Source organism: Bacteroides neonati, from assembly GCF_000499785.1.
GTDB classification, from domain to species: domain Bacteria; phylum Bacteroidota; class Bacteroidia; order Bacteroidales; family Bacteroidaceae; genus Bacteroides; species Bacteroides neonati.
In genome coordinates this window covers 195,953-220,521 of the sequence record NZ_HG726019.1, presented here as the reverse complement: position 1 = coordinate 220,521, position 24,569 = coordinate 195,953, and the positions used below count along the sequence as shown (strand labels likewise).

Sequence of the window (24,569 nt, the reverse complement as noted above, 5' to 3'; positions counted from 1 at the left end):
CATAACCCCTTAAAGAAAAGAAAGAGCAAACGAACTTTTTGCAAAGACGAGCCTCCTAGGCTTATTAAAGAGGCCATCCGTTATAGTGCTAACTTTATTAAGATTTAAACAAGTTAATTAACTTTATGTGAATAATAAAAAGCTGATGACAATAAAATCTGATTTAATAAAAAAAAGACTTATTTTATTGAAATTTAAAAAGATATTAATACATTTGCAGGGGTAAGATCTATAAAAAAATAGAAAAAACGATAAAGAATACAGAATTATAAACATGAAGAATATAAAATATATGATTCAAAAAAATAATCTATGTGCAAAATCAACAACAAATAATTCTCAAGTTCAAAAAGAACCTGCACAGATTTAATGAGTTGAGTTGCGAATTAGAATCACCAGACGAATTAAAACTATACAAATATCAAGGCCTAGACTAACAACGATGTTCAATATCCAAAGTAGGAACATCACACAATTATACATTAACGAAAAAACACTTACCGATGAAAACTTAGATGTACAAATCCAACAAATGGTATGCTGGCTTTTAAATAAATGCCGCATCGAGAAATACAAGTTACATGATCTAATCGAAAAATTTAGTTGTATGACAAGAAAAAACAACCTATTTACAAACCTTACAAAACCTCGCGAAATGAATTTTCTGAAAGTAGCAGGTACTAGTTTTCTGCTATTGTGCGCAACTCCACAGTTTGCCATAGCAGATACTTCTGAGAAAGATGCTATAGCCATCACACAGCAAGCAAAAGTGGGAACAATCACAGGTTTAGTGACCGATACAAACGGAGAACCTGTTATTGGAGCCTCAGTATTAGTAAAAGGTACTTCCAACGGTACCATCACCGACATTAACGGTAACTACTCTCTCTCTAATGTTCCTGCCAAAGCTATTCTAGAGTTTTCGTATATTGGTATGCAAAAACAAGAGATTAGCACAGCCGGTAAAACTGTTGTCAACATCACTCTCAAAGAAGACGCCCAAGCATTGGATGAGGTCGTGGTAACGGCATTGGGGTTGAAACGTGAACAAAAAGCATTGGGATACGCCGTAACTGAGGTGAAAGGAGATGCTTTAAGAACTGCCAATACAATTTCTCCGGTAGCATCACTGCAAGGTAAAGTGGCCGGTGTGGAAATCAAGCAGTCGGACGGCGGTATTTTTGGAGCAACTAAAATACAAATTCGTGGTGCATCGACTCTTAAAGGCAACAATCAGCCCATTTATGTTATCGACGGTGTGATATTGGACAACAGCACATCGGGTAACAGCACAGTAGACTGGGACGCCGGAAGTAACAATGCGAAAGATTATGGAAATGAACTCAAGAACCTTAACCCGGACGATTTTGAAACAGTTTCTGTACTCAAAGGTGCTGCTGCAACGGCTTTGTACGGTTCGCGCGGTCTTAATGGAGCCGTAGTGATCACAACCAAAAGCGGTAAAGGAGGGAAAGGCTTTGGAGTCTCTTTCTCACAAACCCTGGGTATCGATCACGCTTTTAAAACTCCCGACATTCAAACAGAGTTCGGTATTGGTCTTATCCCCGGCTGGAAAGATACAGATAAAAACGGTAACGTATGGGATCCATATCAATTTACTGTAGACAACAATAAAGATCATACATTGATTGGCGCAGGCTATTACGGATACGGTGGAAGATATGACGGAAGCCCTATACGGAATTACGACGGAACATGGACAACATATTCTCCGCATAAGAACAATATGCTGGATATGTACGACTTAGGATTCAACACGAATACCAACGTCTCCATAAGAGGTGGTAACGACGTAGCCACATTCTATTCGTCTATTTCGTATAAGAAAGCAAACTCAACAACTCCCAACAATACTTTTGAGCGTTATTCGTTCTTAGTTAAAGGAACTTATAAAATCAGTAAGAAAGTTGATGTTGCAGCATCTGTTAACTTCGCCAATTCAACTCCTAGAAATGCACAAAGAAATGTAGGAGAGCTATTTGTAAATGCAAATACTCAAATCCTAACTCCTCTTTATGACTCTAATTATTTCCGCGACAAATATGCCGGAGAACATGGAGGTATTGCCAGCAGCAGCTACGGTGACTTATATGCTCCCGTTCCACAAAAAGGATACTGGTTTGCTATTGACAACAACACTTACTATCAAAAAGAAACCGTTATCAGACCACAATTTGAGGTAAACGTTCAAATGATGGATTGGCTTAGATTCAAAGCCGACGCCAACATGAACTACTACTATACCCGCGGTGAGGACAAACAACTAGGAAGCGGTTATGCAAACGATGGCGGATACTACGGAATGTGGCAAAACAGCAAAGAGCAAACCACTTTTGGAGGTACATTTACAGCTAGCAAGCAACTCAACGATTTTTATATCGGTGGATTCACACGCTTTGAGTATTACAACAATTACCAATCTGCCTATTCAATCAATACAGATGGTGGTATGGTAGTACCGGGTCAATGGTTTGTTGACAACTCTAAAAACCCTAAAAAATCATCGGGTAAAATTGAAGGAACCAAGCGTATTATCTCAGCTATTTTTGCTGTTAACTTAAGCTGGAAAAATCAATTATATTTAGATATTACCGGAAGAAACGACTGGTCGTCTGCATTAGTATATAGCATTAAAACAGGTAATCACTCTTATTTCTATCCATCTGTTTCAGGATCTTGGTTGGTAAGCGAAACATTTAAGTTACCTTCGTGGGTCTCTTTTGCTAAACTACGCGGTTCATGGGCACAAGTAGGTAATGATACCGACCCGTACTCAATTAACCAGACTTATGGTTTTGGTACAATAGAAACCCCAACAGGCAACATCTATACCAATACCATTGATAAGGTTTTGAAAGATAAATCTTTAAAACCGGAACGCAAAAACTCGTGGGAGCTTGGATTAGATTTTCGTGCATTCAATAATCGCATTGGGTTAGATTTTACTTACTATAAGGAAAATACGACCGATCAGATTATGAACATTAAAGTACCTAGCATTTCGGGTGTAGATACTCAAAAAGTAAATGCAGGTAACATCCAGAACAGCGGTATTGAAGTAGCCCTCAACACTACTCCGTTTAAAAACGCAAACTGGCAATGGGACTTGAACTTTACCTATACTAAGAATACCAATAAAATCATTTCTTTGCACGAAAACGTGGCCTCTTATATTGAACTAAGTGGATATCCGAATGACTATGACTACCACATCGGTTCGGTAGCCCGAGTTGGAGGTGATTATGGTATCTTGATGTCGGACATTCTTCCTGCAAAAAATGAAAAAGGAGAGACGTTGTTGGAATGGGACGAAGGTTGGAGAGGTGCTTACGAAGCAAGAAGTGGAAAAGTAGAAGAGGTTGGTAAAATGACCCCAGACTTCCTTGGCTCTATTGCAACAAACCTATCTTATAAAAACTGGAATCTTTATATCGCTACCGACATGCGATTTGGTGGATTAGTCGCTTCTTATTCTAACTTATACGGAACACAATCCGGTTGGTTAAAAAGCTCTTTGGCAGGAAGAGAAGGACATGGAGGAATGACATGGACTAGTCAATATGCAGGTGGTAGCAACGGCATTACCTATCATGATGGCGTTATTCCTGAGGGAGTGTTTAAAGAAGGTACAAATGCTACATTCATTGATGGAACTGTTCATGATGTCAGCGGGCTATCATACGCTCAATTAGTGAAAGAAGGAAAATTGGAACCAACTCACGCTGGTACATATAATATCAACCGCGCTGCTTGGGGACAAAATGTTATTTTTGACACTTGGGTTCATGAGTTAAGTTATGTAGCGTTACGTGAAATCACTTTATCATACCAATTCCCTAAAACAATCGCAAGTAAACTAGGTATGCAGAAGTTGGGATTAAGCCTGTCAGCTCGTAACCTTGGATATCTATACAACTCTCTACCTAATAACCTAAACCCGGAAAGTGGTCGTGGTAACACTTCTTCAGAATTCCGTATCAGAGGTTTTGAGCCGTATACAGCTAATTATATGATGACTATTAACGTAGATTTCTAAGTATATTAATGAAAAAAAATATGAAATACCTCAAATCCGCAGCTAATTTATAACTGATTCAAATAGCGATTTAATTCACCTAATAGTTCCTACTCGTAGCTTTTCCCCCTGCTTTTCTCCTTGATTTCAGGTTATAGGGCATAGCTTCCCCTTTCCCCAGTTAGCTGAAGGCATAAGTAATCCCACGAAAAGTTGTTTTTACGGACTCCAAAGCAACTTGTATGGTTTGTCGGAATAAATATTGAGTACCCATTGTCTGCCTGTCTTTACCCATTTCGCAGGAACTGTAATGAATCGAAAGATAAATCGTTTGACTCGGCTTACCGGTTCAATATCTTCAAACACGGCTGCAACCTTCTCAATAAGGTAAGCATAAAAGTTTTTAGCCATGGCTGTAAGTAGCAGGAATACTGTATTCTCTTTGAGGAATGAACAGGGAAGATGACTCCACCCGAAATCGTTATTCATCATGTCGAATGTTCTTTCACAGGCTCCACGAGCATTGTAGAAGAGTACAATGTCTTTTTCAGAACTTTCATGGTCATTGGTTAAGATGCACCGATAGGTGTATTCACCATCAAATAGGTCCAATTGGTTGTCCTTACGCTTTTGCCTTTGAATAACAAGTCGGTAGTTTTCTTCTTGCAAAAAGGAAGTAAAAGGTATGGAGGTCACTTCATAATTCTCGAAGTTGATTTCTTCTTTTTTCCAATCTGTGATTTTCGTCATTTCTTCATACAGAGACTGACATTTGCCGGCTCGTATGTAGAACTTGTTGCAGTAGCCATGTGTCATACGGATAATCTCTTCCGAATAAGAACCACAGTCCATCCGGCAACGGTCTATGAATATTCCCCTATCGGCCAAACGACGAAAAGTCCGTTGGAGCGTATCCGCTTGACGAAAACGGACATTTGCGTTTGCGGCCCGATTTTCCACACCAACAATGTTACCACCAATAGTTGCCGTGCCGGGGAAATAACCACGTTTTTTCTTGTAAGAATACTGAGTGTCATACTTTTCTGTGGGAATAAACTGGTGGTCGAAGTCCAAGTTATAAAGCGTGTTTGGCTTGAGTTGTTCTGTTTGAAGGAGCATATCGAGCATCAAACTATTAAGCTGTTCCGCCTTATTGAAAGCATAGCTTGCTCCTTTTTGGGAAGTATAGTGGATATCCAATTCTGCGAGTTCTTTTATGCCTCTCAATAAAGTATCCGGACTGGGGATTTCAGTATCCGGGCGTAATTCAAGATGTTTGCCAAGGTGTTTGCCGATATCTTCGATGTGGTCACCGCCGCAATAGTAGATCCAAAATAGGCTCGAAATAATTTCGCTATATTGGTAACCGGCGTAGGAAGAACGTAATCCTAAAGATTTATCGATCACGGAATTCAGTCCTAAACGAGAAAATTCATCCATTGCGTAAAATATACCCCCAAAAGGAGTGATATTATCTGATTTTATGGCTATTTTTGTTGTCATATGCACAAGTACCTTTATGGTTTGTTTGGTAGCACTAATTTAGGTGAATCTTGTGACATAACCAAACCTTGAGGATGTTATTCATCCTCAAGTGTTTGGATTCTCTGAAAATAATATGACTGCGGATTTAAGGAAATATAAAAATCTAATATCCGTTCTCGTCTTTAGCGGACTAGGACTCTTCAATTCTTGCATAGACGATTTCGCAGACCTGAACTCCAATCCGTCAACAATTACGAAACCAAATATTCGTTTCTTGTTTACCCAGTGCGAAACAGCGTTCCAACCTGGCGATTATTCACAATGGTTCTATGGATTCGATTATATGTCAAATTGGGTACAAGCAACAGTTCCTGGTGGTGGAAACTCGAACAAATTAAATGTCATCACACAAACAGGCTGTGGATATCAAGTAAATGAATTGCTGCGTTATGCGAATGAGATTAAGTATCAAGTAAGCCTACTCGGAGAAGCAGAGAAAGCAAAGCATGAATATATCCCATATCTTTGCAACCCTATGCTCGTATACCTAAGCATGGAAGATGCAGATATGTATGGTTCTCGCCAATATAGCGAAGCCGAAATGGCACGTTATGGAGGTACATTGAAACCGAAATATGACACGCAGCCTGAGCTTTTCGATTTGTGGTTGAAGCAATTGGACGAAACGATTCAGTATCTTACAGAAAAGAAACCTGTAGACATTTTGGGTACACAAGACTTTGTTTACAAAGGAAATCTTGCCAAATGGGCAAAGTTTGCAAATTCGCTCAAACTTAGAATTGCTGCTCGTTTGATAAACATAGATAAGGAACGTGCTATCAAAATTGTAAATGATGCTAGCAAGAGCCCAGCAGGTTTTCTTGAAACATTAGAAGATGACTTTGTATACAACAAAGGAAAAAGAGATAATAACTGGAACAATGACATCTCTGTTGCCGCCGGAAGTCGCCAACTGATTAATTTCATGATTAACAATCGTGATCCTCGTTTATTCTATATTTTCCAAAAGAATGATTACAATTCAAATGTAGTACAAGGTTTCTTCGATCAGAAACGGGCACTCCCATCTTATGTAGAGAAAAATGTAGAATATACATTAGACGCAAACGGAAAGAAAGTATTTAAAAACTGGAAAGAACCAGGAGAGCCTTGGGTACGCTATTACGGATTGCCATGTCAGGTAGAACTGAACAAGAATCCGGCTTACGACGAATATTTTGACCCGAACAACTCTATCTTTTGCTTATTTGCTAACGATGGAGCCAAAAAAACCTACACTCCGATAGCTTATAGAAATGCCGAGTCAATCAAAGGCTTGCTTACATATACCTATCCGGATGTACCCGGAGTAAAACCGGTACAAGACAAGGAGCCTTATGGTTGGTATGGATTGTATTTCTCTGCTGGAGAAACGAACCTCTTAAGAGCTGAGTTCAAACTATTGGGAGCTACGCTGCCTAAAACTGCTCAAGAATACTTGTCAGCTGGTGTTGAATTGTCAGTACGTGGTTATAATAATGTAGCAGGTTTAAACCACTTGCCATATTACGACATCACTTATGTAAATGACAAGCACGACAAAAGCATAAAACTAACAGAGGCACAAGTACAGGACATGTTAACTCATGATGTATATAAACTAACTGGTAGCCAAGACGAGAATTTGGAGAAAGTTTACATACAGCAATACATTCACTACCTGATGGCACCAATGGATTTATTCGTAACGTCTCGACGTTCCGGAATACCGATGTCTGGAAGTACATTGCTCCCTTACGAGCAGTTCGATCCAGTATTGGGCGATAAATACTTGATACCACGCCGCTTCCCAGTTTCTGCACCGAACCAATCAGATATCTTATACGATATCACGATTGCGGCTTATGAGGCTCAAAACTATACCTATAGTGGTGAAGCATTCAATACCCCTTCTACGCTAAACAGCCAACGGGTATGGTATGACAAAGGCCCTGATTTTGGAAAAGGACCTAAAAAATAATTTCTTATAAAGAAAGGAGAACGGTGGAAATGAAGTAAATTCTTCATTTTCACCGTTTGTTCGTAAAAGGCCTTGATATTCATCGAGAAGGCCGAACGATCAATGCCCAAGGCAACCAAACGATCGTATCGTTGCCCCACAATACAAAGAATGAAACCATAGCCATTCGCTTCAACATCAAATAAGTGAAGAGGACCGGTCCGCAATTTCTATAACGTAGTCGATTGCAATTCAAAGATTATCACGTATATTTGTCGCTTCAATATAAAAACAACTATGGCAATTACAATCAAAAAAGTTTCCTGCAAGAAAGAACTCCATAAGTTTATCCGGTTTAATTACTATATGTATAAGGGAAACCCTTATTCGGTTCCAGACCTTTATGACGATATGCTCAACACATTCAACAAGAAAAAAAATGCAGCATTCGAGTTTTGCGAGGCAGAGTACTTCTTAGCCTATAGAGACGGAGAAATAGTGGGCCGCGTAGCAGGAATCATCAACCATCGTGCCAATCAGACCTGGGACAAGAAAAATGTCCGTTTCGGTTGGATAGACTTTATTGACGACCTCGAAGTGACCCAAGCACTCATCCGGGCAGTCGAAGAGTGGGGAAAAGCCAAAGGGATGAACCACATACAAGGGCCGCTCGGTTTTACTGATTTCGATGCCGAAGGCATGCTCATCGAAGGTTTCGATCAGTTAAGCACCATGGCTACTATCTATAACCATCCCTACTACCCTGTGCATATGGAGCAACTGGGTTTCGAAAAAGAAGCCGACTGGGTGGAGTTTAAGATATACATCCCCGAAAGCATCCCCGAGAAACACCAACGCATCTCGGATATTATTCAAAAAAAGTACAACCTACGAATCGTTAAGTACACCTCCAGCCGCAAACTTGCCAGAGACTACGGACAAGCCATCTTCGAGCTGATGAACGAAGCTTACAGCGAATTATATGGCTACTCGGCCCTTTCGCAACGACAAATCGACCAATACGTCAAGATGTATCTGCCTATTGTCGACTTGCGTATGGTACCGCTCATTGTCGACGAAAACGATAAACTAATAGCCGTAGGCATATCAATGCCGTCGCTATCAGAAGCTTTACAGAAGTCGAACGGGCGATTACTACCCTTCGGATGGTATCATCTATTGAAAGCGCTTTTCATGAAGCGACGGGCTAAAATGCTCGATCTGTTGTTGATAGCCGTGAAGCCCGAATATCAGAATAAAGGTGTTAACGCTTTGTTATTTTCCGATTTAATTCCGGTTTATCAGAAATTAGGTTTTATCTTTGCGGAAAGCAACCCTGAACTCGAGATGAACGGCAAAGTTCAGGCACAATGGGAATATTTTAAAACAGAACAACATAAACGTCGCCGTGCGTTTGTGAAAAAGATAGACTAACTAGTATGATGGAAGAGAACGAAGAGATACTCTCAAACAACCACGTGGTGGAATACACCGACGACAACATACGTCACCTGAGCGACATGGAACACGTGCGCACACGTCCGGGTATGTATATCGGAAAGTTGGGTGACGGTGCACACATCGAAGACGGAATATACGTCCTTCTCAAAGAAGTGCTTGACAACAGTATCGACGAGTTCAAAATGCAGGCCGGCAAAAAGATCGAAATCATCATCGAAGACAATCTGCGGGTAAGCGTGCGCGATTATGGACGCGGTATCCCTCAAGGAAAACTGATCGAAGCCGTAAGCATGTTGAACACCGGCGGCAAATACGACAGCAAGGCATTTAAGAAAAGTGTCGGGCTTAATGGTGTCGGCGTAAAAGCGGTCAATGCACTCAGTTCGCGATTCGAGGTACGCAGCTACCGAGACGGCAAGGTGCGTATTGCTACCTTTTCGAAAGGTAATCTGCTCAGCGACGAGACGCAAGACACCGATCAGGATAACGGAACGTTTACGTTCTTCGAACCCGATGCAACACTCTTTCAGAACTACCTGTTCCGCCCCGAATTTATCGAAACCATGTTGCGTAACTATACCTACCTCAACACGGGGTTGGCTATGATTTATAACGGACAACGCATTGTTTCGCGCAACGGATTGGTAGACTTACTGAACGATAACATGACCGCTTCGAGTCTCTACCCCATCGTTCACCTCAAGGGCGAGGACATTGAAATAGCCTTTACGCACACCGGTCAGTATGGCGAAGAGTATTACTCGTTTGTCAACGGACAGCATACCACACAAGGCGGTACGCATCAGAGTGCTTTCAAAGAGCACATTGCACGCACCATCAAGGAGTTCTTCAATAAGAATCAAGACTATACCGATATACGCAACGGTTTGGTGGCAGCCATTGCCATCAACGTAGAAGAGCCGATGTTCGAGAGCCAGACCAAGATCAAACTGGGATCGACCAACATGGCTCCCGGCGGCATCAGCGTCAATAAGTACGTAGGCGACTTCATCAAGCAGGAGGTCGACAATTATCTACATAAGCATGCCGATGTGACCGAAGTCATGCTGCAAAAGATTCAAGATTCGGAAAAGGAGCGAAAAGCCATTGCCGGTGTAACCAAGCTTGCTCGCGAGCGCGCCAAGAAGGCTAATCTCCACAACAAGAAGTTGCGCGATTGTCGTATACATCTCAATGACACCAAGGGCAAAGGGCTCGAAGAGGACTCTTGCATCTTTATTACCGAGGGAGATTCGGCCAGTGGTTCCATCACCAAAAGCCGTGATGTAAACACACAGGCCGTATTCAGTTTGCGTGGTAAGCCGCTAAACTCGTTCGGGCTGACCAAAAAAGTGGTTTACGAGAACGAAGAGTTCAACCTGTTGCAAGCAGCACTCAATATCGAAGACGGTATCGAAGGCCTGCGCTACAACAAAGTCATTGTAGCAACCGATGCCGATGTCGACGGCATGCACATCCGCTTGCTGCTCATTACCTTTTTCCTTCAGTTCTTCCCCGATCTGATCAAGAAAGGGCATGTGTACATTCTGCAAACACCCTTGTTTCGCGTACGCAATAAGAAGAAAACCATTTACTGCTACAGTGACGAAGAGCGTCAGCGAGCCATTATGGAGCTGAATCCGTCTCCCGAAATCACCCGATTCAAAGGTCTGGGAGAAATCTCGCCCGATGAGTTTAAGCATTTCATTGGCAAAGACATGCGCTTGGAGCAAGTCTCTTTGCGCAAAACCGACTCAGTCAAAGAGCTACTGGAGTTCTATATGGGCAAAAACACCATGGAGCGACAGAACTTTATCATAGGTAACCTAGTTATAGAAGAAGATATAGCATAAAGAATGAAAAGAGCTATCTTTCCGGGCACATTCGACCCCTTTACCATCGGACATTATTCGGTGGTAAGCCGCGCACTGACTTTTATGGACGAGATAGTCATCGGCATCGGTATCAATGAGAACAAAAACACGTATTTCCCTATTGAGAAGCGTGTTGATATGATCCGTACGTTCTACCGCGACGAACCACGTATCAAGGTCATCGCCTACAACAGCCTCACCATCGACTTTGCCCGCGAAGTCGATGCACAGTTCATCGTACGCGGCATCCGAACGGTGAAAGACTTTGAATACGAAGAGACCATTGCCGATATCAACCGGAAGCTGGCGGGCATCGAAACCATTCTGCTATTCACCGAGCCGGAACTCACCTGTATCAGCTCGACCATTGTACGCGAGTTGCTTACGTTTAAAAAAGATATCAGTATGTTCATTCCCAAAGGGATGGAGATAGAGATATAAACCATATACCCCATAGAATAATGAGAAAAATCTTTTGTTTTTTGATCGCTCTATGTGCTGTGATGGCACAGGCACAAAACTTCGGAACAGATGCACTGCGCAAGTTGCAAATGGCAGAGTTCGCCATCACCAATCTGTATGTAGATAAAGTAGATGAGAATAAGCTGGTCGAAGAGGCTATCATCAAGATGTTGGCACAGCTCGACCCCCACTCTACCTATTCGGATGCCGAAGAGGTGAAGAAGATGAACGAACCGCTACAAGGCAATTTCGAGGGTATCGGTGTTCAGTTTCAGATGATCGAAGACACACTGCTCGTTATTCAGCCTGTGAGTAATGGTCCTTCGGAAAAGGTAGGCATCTTGGCAGGAGACCGCATCATTGCAGTCAACGATACGGCCATTGCAGGTGTTAAGATGAGCACCGAAGATATTATGGGACGGCTTCGTGGCCCTAAAGACTCTAAGGTAAACCTCACCATCATTCGCCACGGAGTTAAAGACCCTTTGCTGTTTACCGTACAGCGCGATAAAATCCCCATTTTAAGCCTTGATGCCTCTTATATGATTGCACCTCAAACGGGCTACATCCGTATCAATCGCTTCGGTGCTACCACAGCCGAAGAGTTTACCACAGCCTTGAAAGAGCTGCAGAAGAAAGGCATGAAAGACCTGATTCTCGATCTGCAAGGCAACGGAGGCGGCTACCTGAATGCAGCCATCGATCTGGCCAATGAGTTTCTCGAACAAAAGGAACTGATTGTTTATACCGAAGGGCGCACCGCTCAACGTAGCGAATTCTTCGCCAAAGGCAATGGAAACTTCCGCAAAGGTCGCTTGGTCGTATTGGTCGATGAGTTCTCGGCATCGGCAAGCGAAATTGTGACCGGAGCCGTACAAGACTGGGATAGAGGTGTGGTAGTAGGCCGCCGTTCGTTTGGTAAAGGACTCGTACAACGCCCCATCGACTTGCCCGACGGTTCGATGATTCGCCTTACCGTTGCCCGCTACTACACTCCTGCCGGACGATGCATCCAGAAGCCCTACGAGAGCACTGCCGATACCAAGTTATCCAACGGAAAAAGCGACGAAAGCAACATCGAAAAATATCAAAGCGACTTGATGCAGCGTTACAACCGTGGCGAGATGGTCAGTGCCGACAGCATCCACTTTCCCGACTCCTTGAAGAGCCAGACAAAGAAGCTACAACGTACCGTATACGGTGGCGGAGGAATCATGCCCGACTATTTTGTGCCTGTCGATACCACACTGTATAGCGATTATCACCGCAACCTGGTTGCCAAAGGTGTCATCATCCGGTTGGTAGCTAAGTTTATTGAGGGCAATCGCAAAGAGCTGGCCGGCAAGTATAAGAAATTCGATACGTACAATCAGAAGTTCGAAGTAGACGATCAGCTACTCGCCACCCTACGCGAAATGGCCGATAAAGAGAAGATTGCTTTCAACGAAACGCAATACAATACCTCATTGCCACTTATCAAGACACAGCTCAAAGCACTTATTGCACGCGATCTGTGGGATATGAACGAGTACTTCCAAGTCATGAACCAAGCCAATAAAAGCGTAGAACGTGCATTGGAAATATTGAACTCGAACGAATACAAGCAAAAGTTGAACGTTTCAATTTAACATTGTTAATTGTTTCATCTGCTTGTATATTTCTCCCGCATACAAGAATATATACTTTTGGTATCAATGAATACGTACTCATTGGTACCAAAAGTACGTAGTTAACAAAGCGTTAAAATACGACTCTTGTACACAAAAAAAAGCATGAAAACACCAGTATAACACAAAACAAATAGCACATTTATAATCAAATAGTTAAACTTATAAATTGCTGTGCTCAACCTATATCTACTACTCCTCATCTCACCACTCTTCCGTTTCATGATCGGCTCTACCTACAAGGCTAATTGATTATTCGACAACTTCAAAATGGGTGCCTCCTCCCCTACATCATAAAAAAACACAAATGCCAAATTCAAAAATAGGATTATTCAAATACTTAATCTATTTTTGAAACACCTTTAAATCAAAAAAAACGATAATGCCAAACCGTATTTATGCCAACACTCGAACCTGCTTTATCAGTATGTGCTGCATTTTACTGTCTGTCGGATGCCTCTATACATCTTGCAGCCGTACTGGTGATAAAGTATCGACTTCTTTAGCACAAGTCGAGGAGCTACTTTGGCATCACCCCGATTCCGCCTTATCCATATTAAAATCGATCCCCAACCCTGAGTTATTGGTCAATCAAGAGCAGGCCGATTATGCTTTGCTGCTCACTTTAACTCAGTATCGTTGCAATATACCCATCCCGTCAGACTCTTTAATCAATATTGCAGCTCATTATTATAATAAAAAGAACAACCTCAATAAGAAAGGTGAAATATACTATATAAAAGGGGCTATAGCGCAAGAAAGCTTCAACGATATACCACAAGCATTAACCGCTTATAAGAAGGCCGAGAGCCTCATTCCCCAGATAAAGAACAAACAATTTGTTTCTCGTATCTACAGTAGCTTGGGGTTCATAAACAACAAAGCCTATCATTATCAGTTGGCAAAAGAATATTATAAGAAAGCACTCCGGATTAACAGCCAGATAGGAAACATAAACTCTAAGATCAGTAACTTCATCAATTTATCAAGTATCTATTACCATTTGAACCAAGTAGATAGTACCGATTGGTGCATCAATCAACTGATACAAATCGCCGACTCTACCCCCGACTTGCGCCTTAAAGCGAAAGCGTACCATAATATAGCCATCCGAAAGAGATCTGAGGCAAAGTACGAGGAAGCCGAAAAGTATTTTTTGCAAGCTTTACGCATATCCACCCCCGCCTCTTTTCCCTATAAAACACTAGTTAGTTTGGGCAAACTGTATGGCGTAACAAACCGCAAGGAGGAGGCCGAGCAACTATTACGAAAAGCCTTACGCACAGCCGATTTATCTTCGCAAGCCTCTGTATACGATTATTTGTATAAAGAAGCCATAGCAGCAGAAAATTATCAAAAAGCAACAGAATATGCCGTTCAATACATTGCAATAACTGATTCTATACAGAGCCGGAATTTATATAAGGAAGTATTAGGAATCCAAAAAGAATACGACCGAATGGAATTGCTCTATCAAAACTCCGAATTAAAAAATCGCTGGCTCTTTACATTAATTATAGCCATTTTTGTACTTCTTGGTATTGCCTATGGCTTCAGACGCTATAAAAAGAAGATGCAAATGAAAACCGGCTCTTTAAAACAAGAGATATCTTTGCTGCAAGAAAGGCTCTTGCAAGAAAAAGCATTCTTCGAAAGCAAAAACAACCTATTCGAAGGGCAAAGAAGAGCACTGCAATCAAGATTGCACACAGACACTACGCTACAAAAAAACGAACAAGAAATACTAGAAAACCAAATAAACCGATTGGCTGTAGAGCAAGCACAGTCTCAAAAAACATATCGGGAGCAAACGGAAGCGTTGCTACAAAGAATAAATGCATTGGAGCAGAAGAACAAAGAGTCGGAAGGAATCGGCAATCAATTCAAGCTACTTTATGGCACAGACACCCCCCTATTGAATCCTACCGACATAAAAGCACTCCAAACAGCCCAACAACTCATCCAGAACCTCACCTATCTACCATGCACAGACCGATCACTCTTAATGCATTGGCTCAATCTTTCCCGCAACGGATTTGCCGTGGAGCTAGAGCGCACATACCCTTTGCTAAAAGAGCACTATCTTGATATTTGTTACTTCACTGCTTTGGGGCTATCGATCGACGAGATAGCTCAAGTGCTTGATGTAAACATGCGTACTATCGAGCGATATATGAGTCAAATTTGTATTGAGATAAAGTTTCCTCAACATGGAAAAAAAGGTTTTTTAGCATTTATCAATGCTCAACTCTCGCTTAAATAACAAAAATTTCTTCTCCCAAAATCTCGTATTTTCTCCAATAAAACCGTAATTAGCTGATTAACAAAACATTAATCGATCGCAAAAAAGTTGCCTTACTATTACAGTTTTCTTAAAACCTACCCCTATATTTGCCATTGACATAATGCTAATATAAACAAAAACACGGCGCTTATGAGAAACTTCATTTTCTTTTTATTTATCACCTTAATGATGGGATGTAGTGCGGAGACTATAGAGACCGCAACTTCAAATGATTTCTGAATATATATATCTATAACAGAGTTGCTTGAATCTTATTAATTAGAGAAAAGCAATGTGAATATTGACCAATTGCTGATATGTCCATGCAAAGAAACTTTCAATTGCAGATTAACAAAGTAATTTTTTTATTATGAAAAAGTTTTTCTCTCAATAGCAATAGCAACGTTATCTTTTGTATCGCTTAATGTAAGTGCTGCGCCTACTGTAAATCCACAGCCAGTACAAGAAGAAGTATCAGCAGTTGCAGCGCAATCGGATATTGTAATAATTATCATTGATGCTGATGTTATTATCATTATTTAAATTTTAAAACGATGAAAAAAATAATTATGACTATAGGACTATTGATTAGCCTAGCCGCTTTTAGTAATGCACAGGGAATACGGGTAACATATTTAGAACAAATAAGAGCTTCTGATAATGTTAAAGAACTATCCCCTGAGATGAGAGCAGCTGTAGAGGCTCAACTTAAACAACAAAACAGAACGATGTGTTTGTACTCATTTCAAGGAGAAAGTGTCTATTCTCCTATCCAAATAAACTCTGCCACGCAGCCACAACAAGGCAGCTTAAATGTTCAGACAATGCGAATGGGAGGAGGTGCTACCATATATAAAAATCAGAATGACAAACAAATCATTTCGCAAGAGTATATTTTGGATAAACTATTTTTGATTACTGAGGGCTTAAATGCACCAATATGGAATATGAGTGCAGAAGAAAAAACTATTGGGAGTTTAAAATGCAAAAAGGCCACCAATGCAGGAGGAGATATTGCATGGTATTGCCCTGATATCCCAGTTAACGAAGGCCCTGGAACATATTTCGGCTTGCCCGGACTTATAATAAAACTGGAAACTCAAGCTCGCACAATTGTAGTGCAAGACATAGACTTGAAATATGATGCATTAAAAGATATCAAAAAACCAAATTCGGGTAAGAAAATAACAAGAGAAGATTTCAACAACACCCGCACAAAGAAAATGCAAGAGATGGGTATTAACAGTGGTGGGCCTGGAGTGAAAGTTATTAAAATGTAGTGTAAAATGAGATTCAAGTTTCTTTGGATAATTTTAATGTTGTTGCTCCCTATCAAAGCATCTTCTCAATTTGTCATATCCGGAAGTGTTAAGAATAAGAATAATGAGGTTGTTTCTTATGCAAATGTAACACTTCTACGACAAGCCGATTCTTTGTCTGTTAACTATGCTACTACAAACAACGAAGGGAAATTTAAAATTGAACAGAAAGAGGCTGGAAAGTATTTTTTGCGTGTAAGTTGCTTGGGGTATTCTGCAAAAACAATACCGATTATTTTTACAGATAATAAAATAGTCGTATCAAACTTTGTGTTAGATGAGAGTCTCACAGAACTAGAAAGTGTTGTCGTGACGGGACGAAACCCTGGAATAAGATTTAAGAATGATACAATCCGTTATGATCCTAAAGTCTTTACAGATGGTTCTGAGATAGTTCTTGGAGATGTTCTGAAAAAACTACCGGGTGTAGAAGTGGATTCAAAGGGGAGAGTAAAGGCACAAGGTAAACAGGTTGAGAGCATATTGCTTAATGGGCAGGATTTTTTTTCCGGCAATACGCAAATGGCAACTAAAAACTTACCTGCTGATGTTGCTGAAAATGTAGAGGTTTTGAATAACTACAGTGAATATTCCCTACTTGGCGGATTCCAGTCTCATGAAAAAACGGTCATTAATGTAGGTGTAAGTAACAAAAAAATGGGTAAAATTTCGGGCGAACTGACCGCTTCCTACGGATACAAGGATAAATATATAGGAAAGGCAAGCATCATGCAAATGAACTCAAAGCTAATGACCTCGTTTGTAGGAGCCTTAAATAACACAGGAGACGAGGTCTTTAATATGGAAGAGTACATTCGTCTTCAAGGAGGTATTAATGAGTTGATGAATAATAGTAGCAGCTCTTCTATCGAATTGTCGAAAGAAGAACAAAGTATGCTCATGCCCCAAAATAACACTTTCAAAAGGAAAAACCTATTGAGCGCTCTTAATATGGCATATCAGCCCAACACTTCGTTGAAATGTACATCATACTTTTTATTTAACGAAATCAATGAAGAAGCCCAAGATATCGTTAAGTATAACCTTAAATCCGCAGTCATATTATTTTCAGAGAATCCAAACACTTGAGGATGAATAACATCCTCAAGGTTTGGTTATGTCACAAGATTCACCTAAATTAGTGCTACCAAACAAACCATAAAGGTACTTGTGCATATGACAACAAAAATAGCCATAAAATCAGATAATATCACTCCTTTTGGGGGTATATTTTACGCAATGGATGAATTTTCTCGTTTAGGACTGAATTCCGTGATCGATAAATCTTTAGGATTACGTTCTTCCTACGCCGGTTACCAATATAGCGAAATTATTTCGAGCCTATTTTGGATCTACTATTGCGGCGGTGACCACATCGAAGATATCGGCAAACACCTTGGCAAACATCTTGAATTACGCCCGGATACTGAAATCCCCAGTCCGGATACTTTATTGAGAGGCATAAAAGAACTCGCAGAATTGGATATCCACTATACTTCCCAAAAAGGAGCAAGCTATGCTTTCAATAAGGCGGAACAGCTTAATAGTTTGATGCTCGATATGCTCCTTCAAACAGAACAACTCAAGCCAAACACGCTTTATAACTTGGACTTCGACCACCAGTTTATTCCCACAGAAAAGTATGACACTCAGTATTCTTACAAGAAAAAACGTGGTTATTTCCCCGGCACGGCAACTATTGGTGGTAACATTGTTGGTGTGGAAAATCGGGCCGCAAACGCAAATGTCCGTTTTCGTCAAGCGGATACGCTCCAACGGACTTTTCGTCGTTTGGCCGATAGGGGAATATTCATAGACCGTTGCCGGATGGACTGTGGTTCTTATTCGGAAGAGATTATCCGTATGACACATGGCTACTGCAACAAGTTCTACATACGAGCCGGCAAATGTCAGTCTCTGTATGAAGAAATGACGAAAATCACAGATTGGAAAAAAGAAGAAATCAACTTCGAGAATTATGAAGTGACCTCCATACCTTTTACTTCCTTTTTGCAAGAAGAAAACTACCGACTTGTTATTCAAAGGCAAAAGCGTAAGGACAACCAATTGGACCTATTTGATGGTGAATACACCTATCGGTGCATCTTAACCAATGACCATGAAAGTTCTGAAAAAGACATTGTACTCTTCTACAATGCTCGTGGAGCCTGTGAAAGAACATTCGACATGATGAATAACGATTTCGGGTGGAGTCATCTTCCCTGTTCATTCCTCAAAGAGAATACAGTATTCCTGCTACTTACAGCCATGGCTAAAAACTTTTATGCTTACCTTATTGAGAAGGTTGCAGCCGTGTTTGAAGATATTGAACCGGTAAGCCGAGTCAAACGATTTATCTTTCGATTCATTACAGTTCCTGCGAAATGGGTAAAGACAGGCAGACAATGGGTACTCAATATTTATTCCGACAAACCATACAAGTTGCTTTGGAGTCCGTAAAAACAACTTTTCGTGGGATTACTTATGCCTTCAGCTAACTGGGGAAAGGGGAAGCTATGCCCTATAACCTGAAATCAAGGAGAAAAGCAGGGGGAAAAGCTACGAGTAGGAACTATTAGGTGAATTAAATCGCTATTTGAATCAGTTATAAATTAGCTGCGGATTTGAGGTATAACTATTTATTGCCGGATGGTAGCCTTGAAACCACAAAGCAAATTGATAGTAAAGGGAAAAACAGGCTATACAGCGGTTTGTGGAAATTGAGTTATCAACCATCCCAAACGTTCAGTTTGGCATATAAAGGAAATATTTCAAACATTGATATGAACAGAAATGCCATGGCCTTAAATAGTATAGACAAAAAGCAAATCAATGCTTCGGATATTTATGATGCTCAAACGCTTAAGACCCGCCATGATGTTTTGCTAATGAACTCTTTAGGGCGACATTTGCTTGCTGCAAATATCTATTTTTCTTATTCCAATAAACCGGCAGCATATGATATGCAGGTCGACTCATTACTGCTGCCAATTCCTTTAATTGTTGACAATGGTTGGTACTATGGGCAACAAAAAACAAAGTTCAAGCAAATAGAGTCAGGGGCAAATCTCTCATTTATGTATAAAATCAATTCGGCCTATTTTATTAACTCGAGTTTAAACACCCAGATCAGTAACCAAAGATATCGCTCGAATATTTATCAAGATATTCCTTCGCAGAGATCTATTGAACTGGATGCTGACAGCTTACGAAACAGCATTAAAATGGATGTCTATGATTATAATGCAGGGGTTAGTTTGGTAAAAAACACCGGTTTATTAAGATTCAAATTAGGAGTTTTTGCGCATATATATCAATTTGATAATAACAAGTTTGCTTCTGAGAGTAAAGTGAAACTAAATCCAATGGCAGAAGTTTCATTGTTTTTTAGTCGAAAGCATGTTTTAAATGTTGCATTTTCAGAATCGGATTCTCCTGTTCCTGCCAGTGCTTTTCTATCGGGAATTGTATTTGACTCTTATCAGGATTACATGCAAAATAGCTTAACTCAATATCTATATAGCAGTAAGTACAGTGCTAATTTGACTTATCGTATTTACGATCTGTTTTCAAATACGATGGTTGTATTTACCTCTATGTATAGCCATATTAAGAATTCAAGTTCAAACGACTATTTTCAAGATGGCTTACTGACTAAATACCAACCAGTATCCACTCTCCCTAAAGATTATTTTGTCACAAAATTATTTGTAAATAAAGGATTGGGGTTTATTCCTTGGGTAATGAAAATTAACGGTGGATATAATTACACGTCCTTTTCCAATCAGGCTATGGGTATTGAAAATAAGATTCAGGCTGAAAATGCATCCGCGCTGCTTCAATTAGAGAGTAACTATCATAAGCAGATATTTAATTTTGAGTGTAAAGCAGGATTAGAATATTTTAATAATAAATCATCATTAGGCGCCGAAAGCACTCAACATATACAGCGGTATGGCGGCAAAATTAAAATGAATATTAATAAGCGTCTTTTTGCTGCTGTCGAATTAGAGTATGTTATCAATGATGCACCAGACTATAAACAAAATCAGTATAACCTGAATACTAATATAAATTACGTTTTAAATAAGAATTTCGAAATTGAAATAGTGGGCGTAAATATGTTACATATGGATAAGCAAGATTGGGTAGCAACATACAACAATGGTGTTTATTTAGCAGAGCGTTTTTTCCGCCAGATTCCCGGCAATCTTATGCTAAAAGCAAGATATAAATTCTAAGAAGTTATTCTCAAAAGGGGATGGATGTAACACATATATGTAGATTACTTATATTATTATCATTCAAGTGAGAACCGTTTTCACCCAGTGTTTACTGCCACCTATAGCTCTGACATAATTCCAACCCATTTCTTGTATGAATTCTCGAAATATTATATGGTTGAGCTTTTAGGGCAAAGTACCCATCCCAATTACACTATGTCTCCAGATAAACGAATTATTGCTATAAAGTAGATTGATTTAATTAATATATTTCACTTTTAAGCCGGTGAAACTATGACCGAGAAAAGATTAAACGAAAAAAAGTTTAGAACTTATCACTCGCATGATAAGAAATACGCAGCAGAATATAGAAGAGGGAAACTATAATCAATCTATAGTGTGGGATGCATCTATTTTAGCTGTTTCTCCAATTTATGTAGTATTAGATATAATGACTACAAGCCCCCTTGCTCTGCTCTGAGCTAAGACTAGCGATAATGTCTGTTCTTTTGAGTGTGGCAGAAGCAGATTTTACATATCTGCATGATATTTGTAATGCTACTCCCGGCAATCTCAGTACTCAGCTAGATAAACTACAGAAAGCAAATTACATAGTAATTAAGAAGGGTTTTATAGATAACAATTTAAAATTTAAACAAGATGAAAAATTTAATTATTGCATTAATTGTGCTAATAGCAGTTTCAGCACCAACTACAGCGAGTCCTAATTTTACAGAATCAATAAAAAGTAATAATGTTATAGATCTTACTAATATTCAAGAAAAGATCATTAATGCATTTATGAGTTCATTCGCTGATCAAAGTGACTCTAAAATAACGTCTATTATTGATGACTTGTCCTCTTCTTATGAAAATAATAACAACTCTTTATTTTTATATTGGAAGGGCTATGCTCTATATTATAATAGCATTTATTACATAAAAAAATCTGATATAAGTAATTCTAAAGCTATACTAACAAATGGAATAAAGACATTGGAATCAATTAAAAAGAAGAATTCAGAAGATTATGCATTATTATCAATGCTTAAAAGTTTCTCTTGTCAGTTTTTGAAATTTCCAGAAGTAGTTCAAGCGTCTAAAGATGCTACAACCTATATTGAGCAAGCTGTTGAACTTGATAAAAATAACCTAAGAGCATATTATGTATTAGCTAACAATGATTATTACACCCCAGAGAATTTCGGAGGTGGTAAAAGTGTTGAAAAATATGCTCTAAAAGCAATTTCTCTTCCTGCTCAGAAAGTCAGCAATCCATATCTGCCATCGTGGGGAAAACAGGAAAGCTATGAGCTACTTACAAATCACTATATTAAGCAAAAAGATATGGAAAAAGCAAAGAAGTACATAGAACTAGGTCTGACTGAATATCCTAATAGCTATGTCCTAAAATCTAATAAATCAAAATTATCTCTATAGCAATAGGATCGCATCCGCCCATTCATTCATTAAAAGAATATCTAAACAATGAGAAAGAATATATTATTGATAATATTCATGCTCGCAATATCTATCATGGCTAAAGCTCAAGATATTACAGGTATTATTATAGATACTGAAAACGGTCCTATAATAGGTGCCAATATATTCTTCGCTTCACACCCCAATGGTGGTGCAATTAGTGATATGAATGGGCGTTTTTCTATTTCATTTACACATAGTACTGATACGCTTACTGTTTCTTTTATTGGATATGAAAGCAAAATAATATCCGCTAGTAAACTAAAACAAGATGCAGAAAACACTATTGTATTGAAGATTGAAGCCTTGAGTATTAGTGAGATTGTCGTTTTAGGAGCAACTCCTGTGTCCGAGCAGTTTTCGACAGCACAATTAAGTAGCTTGGATATATACATGAATCCTATTTCTCAAGCAGACCCCTTAAAAGCAATTATTAATATGCCGGCATCAACCAATAGTGACGAAAGTGCTAATCCTTCTCTTCGTGGTAGTTCCTCTGATCGTTCAAGAGTAATATATAATGGTGTGCCTATTTATAGACCAGTGAGGGCTTCTAGTTTAAATAATGTGGGCTTCTTTAGTATATTCAACCCCGAAATGATTGATATTCAAACAGTGTATCCTTCAAATCCACCCCTAACTACTGGTAATGCTTCAGGTGGTATGGTTGATATCAATACTATACGTAAAATAGATATAAATAAATACCAAGTTTCAAGTGGAATAGGAAATGTTGGCTTTTCTGTTTCTCAAAAACTAAAAGGGAAGTCAACTTTTGTTCAGGCTTATGCTAATTGGCAAAATTCTATTTTATTAAAAATGATAAACGATAAGAGCTTACCTGATATGAAAAGCTACGACACAAAGGATGCAGGAGTAAATATTCGCTTAAAATTAAATGACAAGATATACTTTAACTCATTCAATTACTTCATGAGCGAAAGTTACAAAGGCGTTTCATCAATGCAGGCATATCAAGGAGATTTAGGTTCTGATGGAATGAGATACTTCTCTGTTAATAATTTGAGTTTTTTTTCAAAAGTCGGACTTTTCACATTCAATTATGGGTATAATTATGAAAAAAAAGATGTGTTGTTGGGTAATAATAAAATGCACTCTAATGACTACTCACACTATGTGTCGGCTAATTATAAGAAAGAAATAGCAAAAAAAATAACATTACAAACAGGTGTTACTTTCGACAACCAAAATACGGATGTTAATAATACAATTCCAATATATTATTATGCAATGAATGAAGGTTCACCTACTTTTCTTCAAGATACAATCATCTCTAATATGATTTTAGAGCCATACGTTTATTTGAATTGGGATATTAGCAAGAAATTATCTATGTCTATAGGGGCAAGAATAAACATTCCGTTAAAAGATCAAAAACAATATCAAAGTATTCAATATAGTATTAGATATAATCCTGCAAATAATCATTCATTAATATTAAGTACAGGACAATATCATAATTATACGCAACCAGGTTACTATAATTTAATGTATAGATTATTGTCTAGCAAACAGGTTTCACTGGACTATTCTTATCAAAAAAATAAAACTAAAATTCAATCTGCTCTATATTTTAAGCAAGAGAGTGGAGAGCAACCTGTTGACTTCTATTATGCTATAAACAAAACTCAAACTTTAGGATTTGAATTTTTAGTTTCTCAAACATTTTGGAAATATCTAACAATTTCATTATCAAACTCTGTTATAAAACAAGAGGTTGATGTAGATGGAGTAAAATACAAGGGGAGTCATAATTTCCTATATTTCTTGAAACCATCTATAGCATACACAGCCCCCCAAATATTTTCTATTGGTATTTCATACATAGGAAGACCTGGAAGTTATATATTGGATTATCCAGTCTATTCATCAACATGGAATCCCAAAACAAATGCTTATGAGCCAACATACGGTTCACTGGAAGAGATACAAAGAGGGGCTTATGACAGGCTAGATTTATCAATGTCAAAACACATGATCTTTAGAAAATTGGCTCTTACAATCTACTTGTCAATAAACAATATATTAAATACTAAAAATGAAACCAACGGTATATACTATAATACAAACTACTCTGGGACGTATAACAAATATCATACATTAAGGACATTTTATGCTGGATTGGTCTTTTCGTTTTAGTACAATAAAAGGAAGCTGACAAAACAGGTCTAAACCCATCGCTTTCTAGATATATGGAAAGGTTTGGATAGCTGATTCTTTTCACTTACCTTTGTGCACAAACCTTGTTTAAACAGA

Annotated in this window: 15 protein-coding genes and 1 pseudogene; 14 read left to right on the top strand and 2 right to left on the bottom strand. The window is 39.1% G+C overall.

Annotated features, from left to right (window positions below; all coding sequences use genetic code 11):
• The first annotated feature begins 655 nt into the window (after positions 1–655).
• Positions 656–4,057, top strand: coding sequence for a SusC/RagA family TonB-linked outer membrane protein (locus tag TY03_RS00790; RefSeq protein WP_042367232.1), 3,402 nt, complete (start codon positions 656–658; stop codon positions 4,055–4,057).
• 198 nt (positions 4,058–4,255) lie between these two features.
• On the opposite strand, the gene TY03_RS00785 is transcribed toward TY03_RS00790, so the two are convergent.
• Positions 4,256–5,539 (bottom strand): IS1380 family transposase, encoded by a 1,284-nt coding sequence (locus TY03_RS00785; protein WP_042366226.1) that lies wholly within the window; start codon positions 5,537–5,539, stop codon positions 4,256–4,258.
• A gap of 115 nt (positions 5,540–5,654) precedes the next feature.
• Between TY03_RS00785 and TY03_RS00780 the strand changes: the two genes are divergently transcribed.
• From TY03_RS00780 to TY03_RS00755, 6 genes are all read left to right on the top strand, one after another.
• Entirely contained in the window at positions 5,655–7,541 is a 1,887-nt protein-coding gene (locus tag TY03_RS00780; RefSeq protein WP_042366463.1) for a SusD/RagB family nutrient-binding outer membrane lipoprotein, read from the top strand.
• A 276-nt stretch (positions 7,542–7,817) separates the two neighbouring features.
• Positions 7,818–8,954, top strand: a complete 1,137-nt coding sequence (locus TY03_RS00775; RefSeq protein WP_042366461.1) for a hypothetical protein — start codon at positions 7,818–7,820, stop codon at positions 8,952–8,954.
• A gap of 8 nt (positions 8,955–8,962) precedes the next feature.
• The gene (locus TY03_RS00770; protein ID WP_042366459.1) at positions 8,963–10,834 is read left to right on the top strand and encodes a DNA topoisomerase IV subunit B; all 1,872 of its coding nucleotides are present in this window, start codon (positions 8,963–8,965) and stop codon (positions 10,832–10,834) included.
• A gap of 3 nt (positions 10,835–10,837) precedes the next feature.
• The gene (coaD, locus tag TY03_RS00765; RefSeq protein ID WP_042366457.1) at positions 10,838–11,296 is read left to right on the top strand and encodes a pantetheine-phosphate adenylyltransferase; all 459 of its coding nucleotides are present in this window, start codon (positions 10,838–10,840) and stop codon (positions 11,294–11,296) included.
• Positions 11,297–11,316: 20 nt separating this feature from the next.
• Positions 11,317–12,945 (top strand): S41 family peptidase, encoded by a 1,629-nt coding sequence (locus TY03_RS00760; RefSeq protein ID WP_042366455.1) that lies wholly within the window; start codon positions 11,317–11,319, stop codon positions 12,943–12,945.
• A gap of 421 nt (positions 12,946–13,366) precedes the next feature.
• Positions 13,367–15,247: a tetratricopeptide repeat protein gene (locus TY03_RS00755; protein WP_052332353.1), complete on the top strand. Its 1,881-nt coding sequence runs from the start codon at positions 13,367–13,369 to the stop codon at positions 15,245–15,247.
• A 389-nt stretch (positions 15,248–15,636) separates the two neighbouring features.
• On the opposite strand, the gene TY03_RS22275 is transcribed toward TY03_RS00755, so the two are convergent.
• Positions 15,637–15,783 (bottom strand): hypothetical protein, encoded by a 147-nt coding sequence (locus TY03_RS22275; protein ID WP_187373963.1) that lies wholly within the window; start codon positions 15,781–15,783, stop codon positions 15,637–15,639.
• Positions 15,784–15,822: 39 nt separating this feature from the next.
• Between TY03_RS22275 and TY03_RS00750 the strand changes: the two genes are divergently transcribed.
• The 7 genes and pseudogenes from TY03_RS00750 (at position 15,823) to TY03_RS00725 (ending at position 24,452) form a co-directional block, all read left to right on the top strand.
• Complete coding sequence (locus tag TY03_RS00750; protein WP_042366454.1) at positions 15,823–16,548, top strand: GLPGLI family protein; 726 nt, start codon at positions 15,823–15,825, stop codon at positions 16,546–16,548.
• Positions 16,549–16,554: 6 nt separating this feature from the next.
• Positions 16,555–17,676: a carboxypeptidase regulatory-like domain-containing protein gene (locus tag TY03_RS00745; protein ID WP_081713022.1), complete on the top strand. Its 1,122-nt coding sequence runs from the start codon at positions 16,555–16,557 to the stop codon at positions 17,674–17,676.
• Positions 17,677–17,763: 87 nt separating this feature from the next.
• Positions 17,764–19,047, top strand: coding sequence for an IS1380 family transposase (locus TY03_RS00740; RefSeq protein ID WP_042366226.1), 1,284 nt, complete (start codon positions 17,764–17,766; stop codon positions 19,045–19,047).
• Positions 19,048–19,211: 164 nt separating this feature from the next.
• Positions 19,212–20,828: a hypothetical protein gene (locus TY03_RS00735; protein ID WP_042366450.1), complete on the top strand. Its 1,617-nt coding sequence runs from the start codon at positions 19,212–19,214 to the stop codon at positions 20,826–20,828.
• A gap of 449 nt (positions 20,829–21,277) precedes the next feature.
• Positions 21,278–21,442 (top strand): annotated as a pseudogene (locus tag TY03_RS22760) (transcriptional regulator); the annotation flags it as partial.
• A 28-nt stretch (positions 21,443–21,470) separates the two neighbouring features.
• The gene (locus TY03_RS00730; protein ID WP_042366448.1) at positions 21,471–22,250 is read left to right on the top strand and encodes a tetratricopeptide repeat protein; all 780 of its coding nucleotides are present in this window, start codon (positions 21,471–21,473) and stop codon (positions 22,248–22,250) included.
• 48 nt (positions 22,251–22,298) lie between these two features.
• The gene (locus tag TY03_RS00725) at positions 22,299–24,452 is read left to right on the top strand and encodes a carboxypeptidase-like regulatory domain-containing protein (protein WP_042366446.1); all 2,154 of its coding nucleotides are present in this window, start codon (positions 22,299–22,301) and stop codon (positions 24,450–24,452) included.
• The last annotated feature ends 117 nt before the right edge of the window (positions 24,453–24,569 follow it).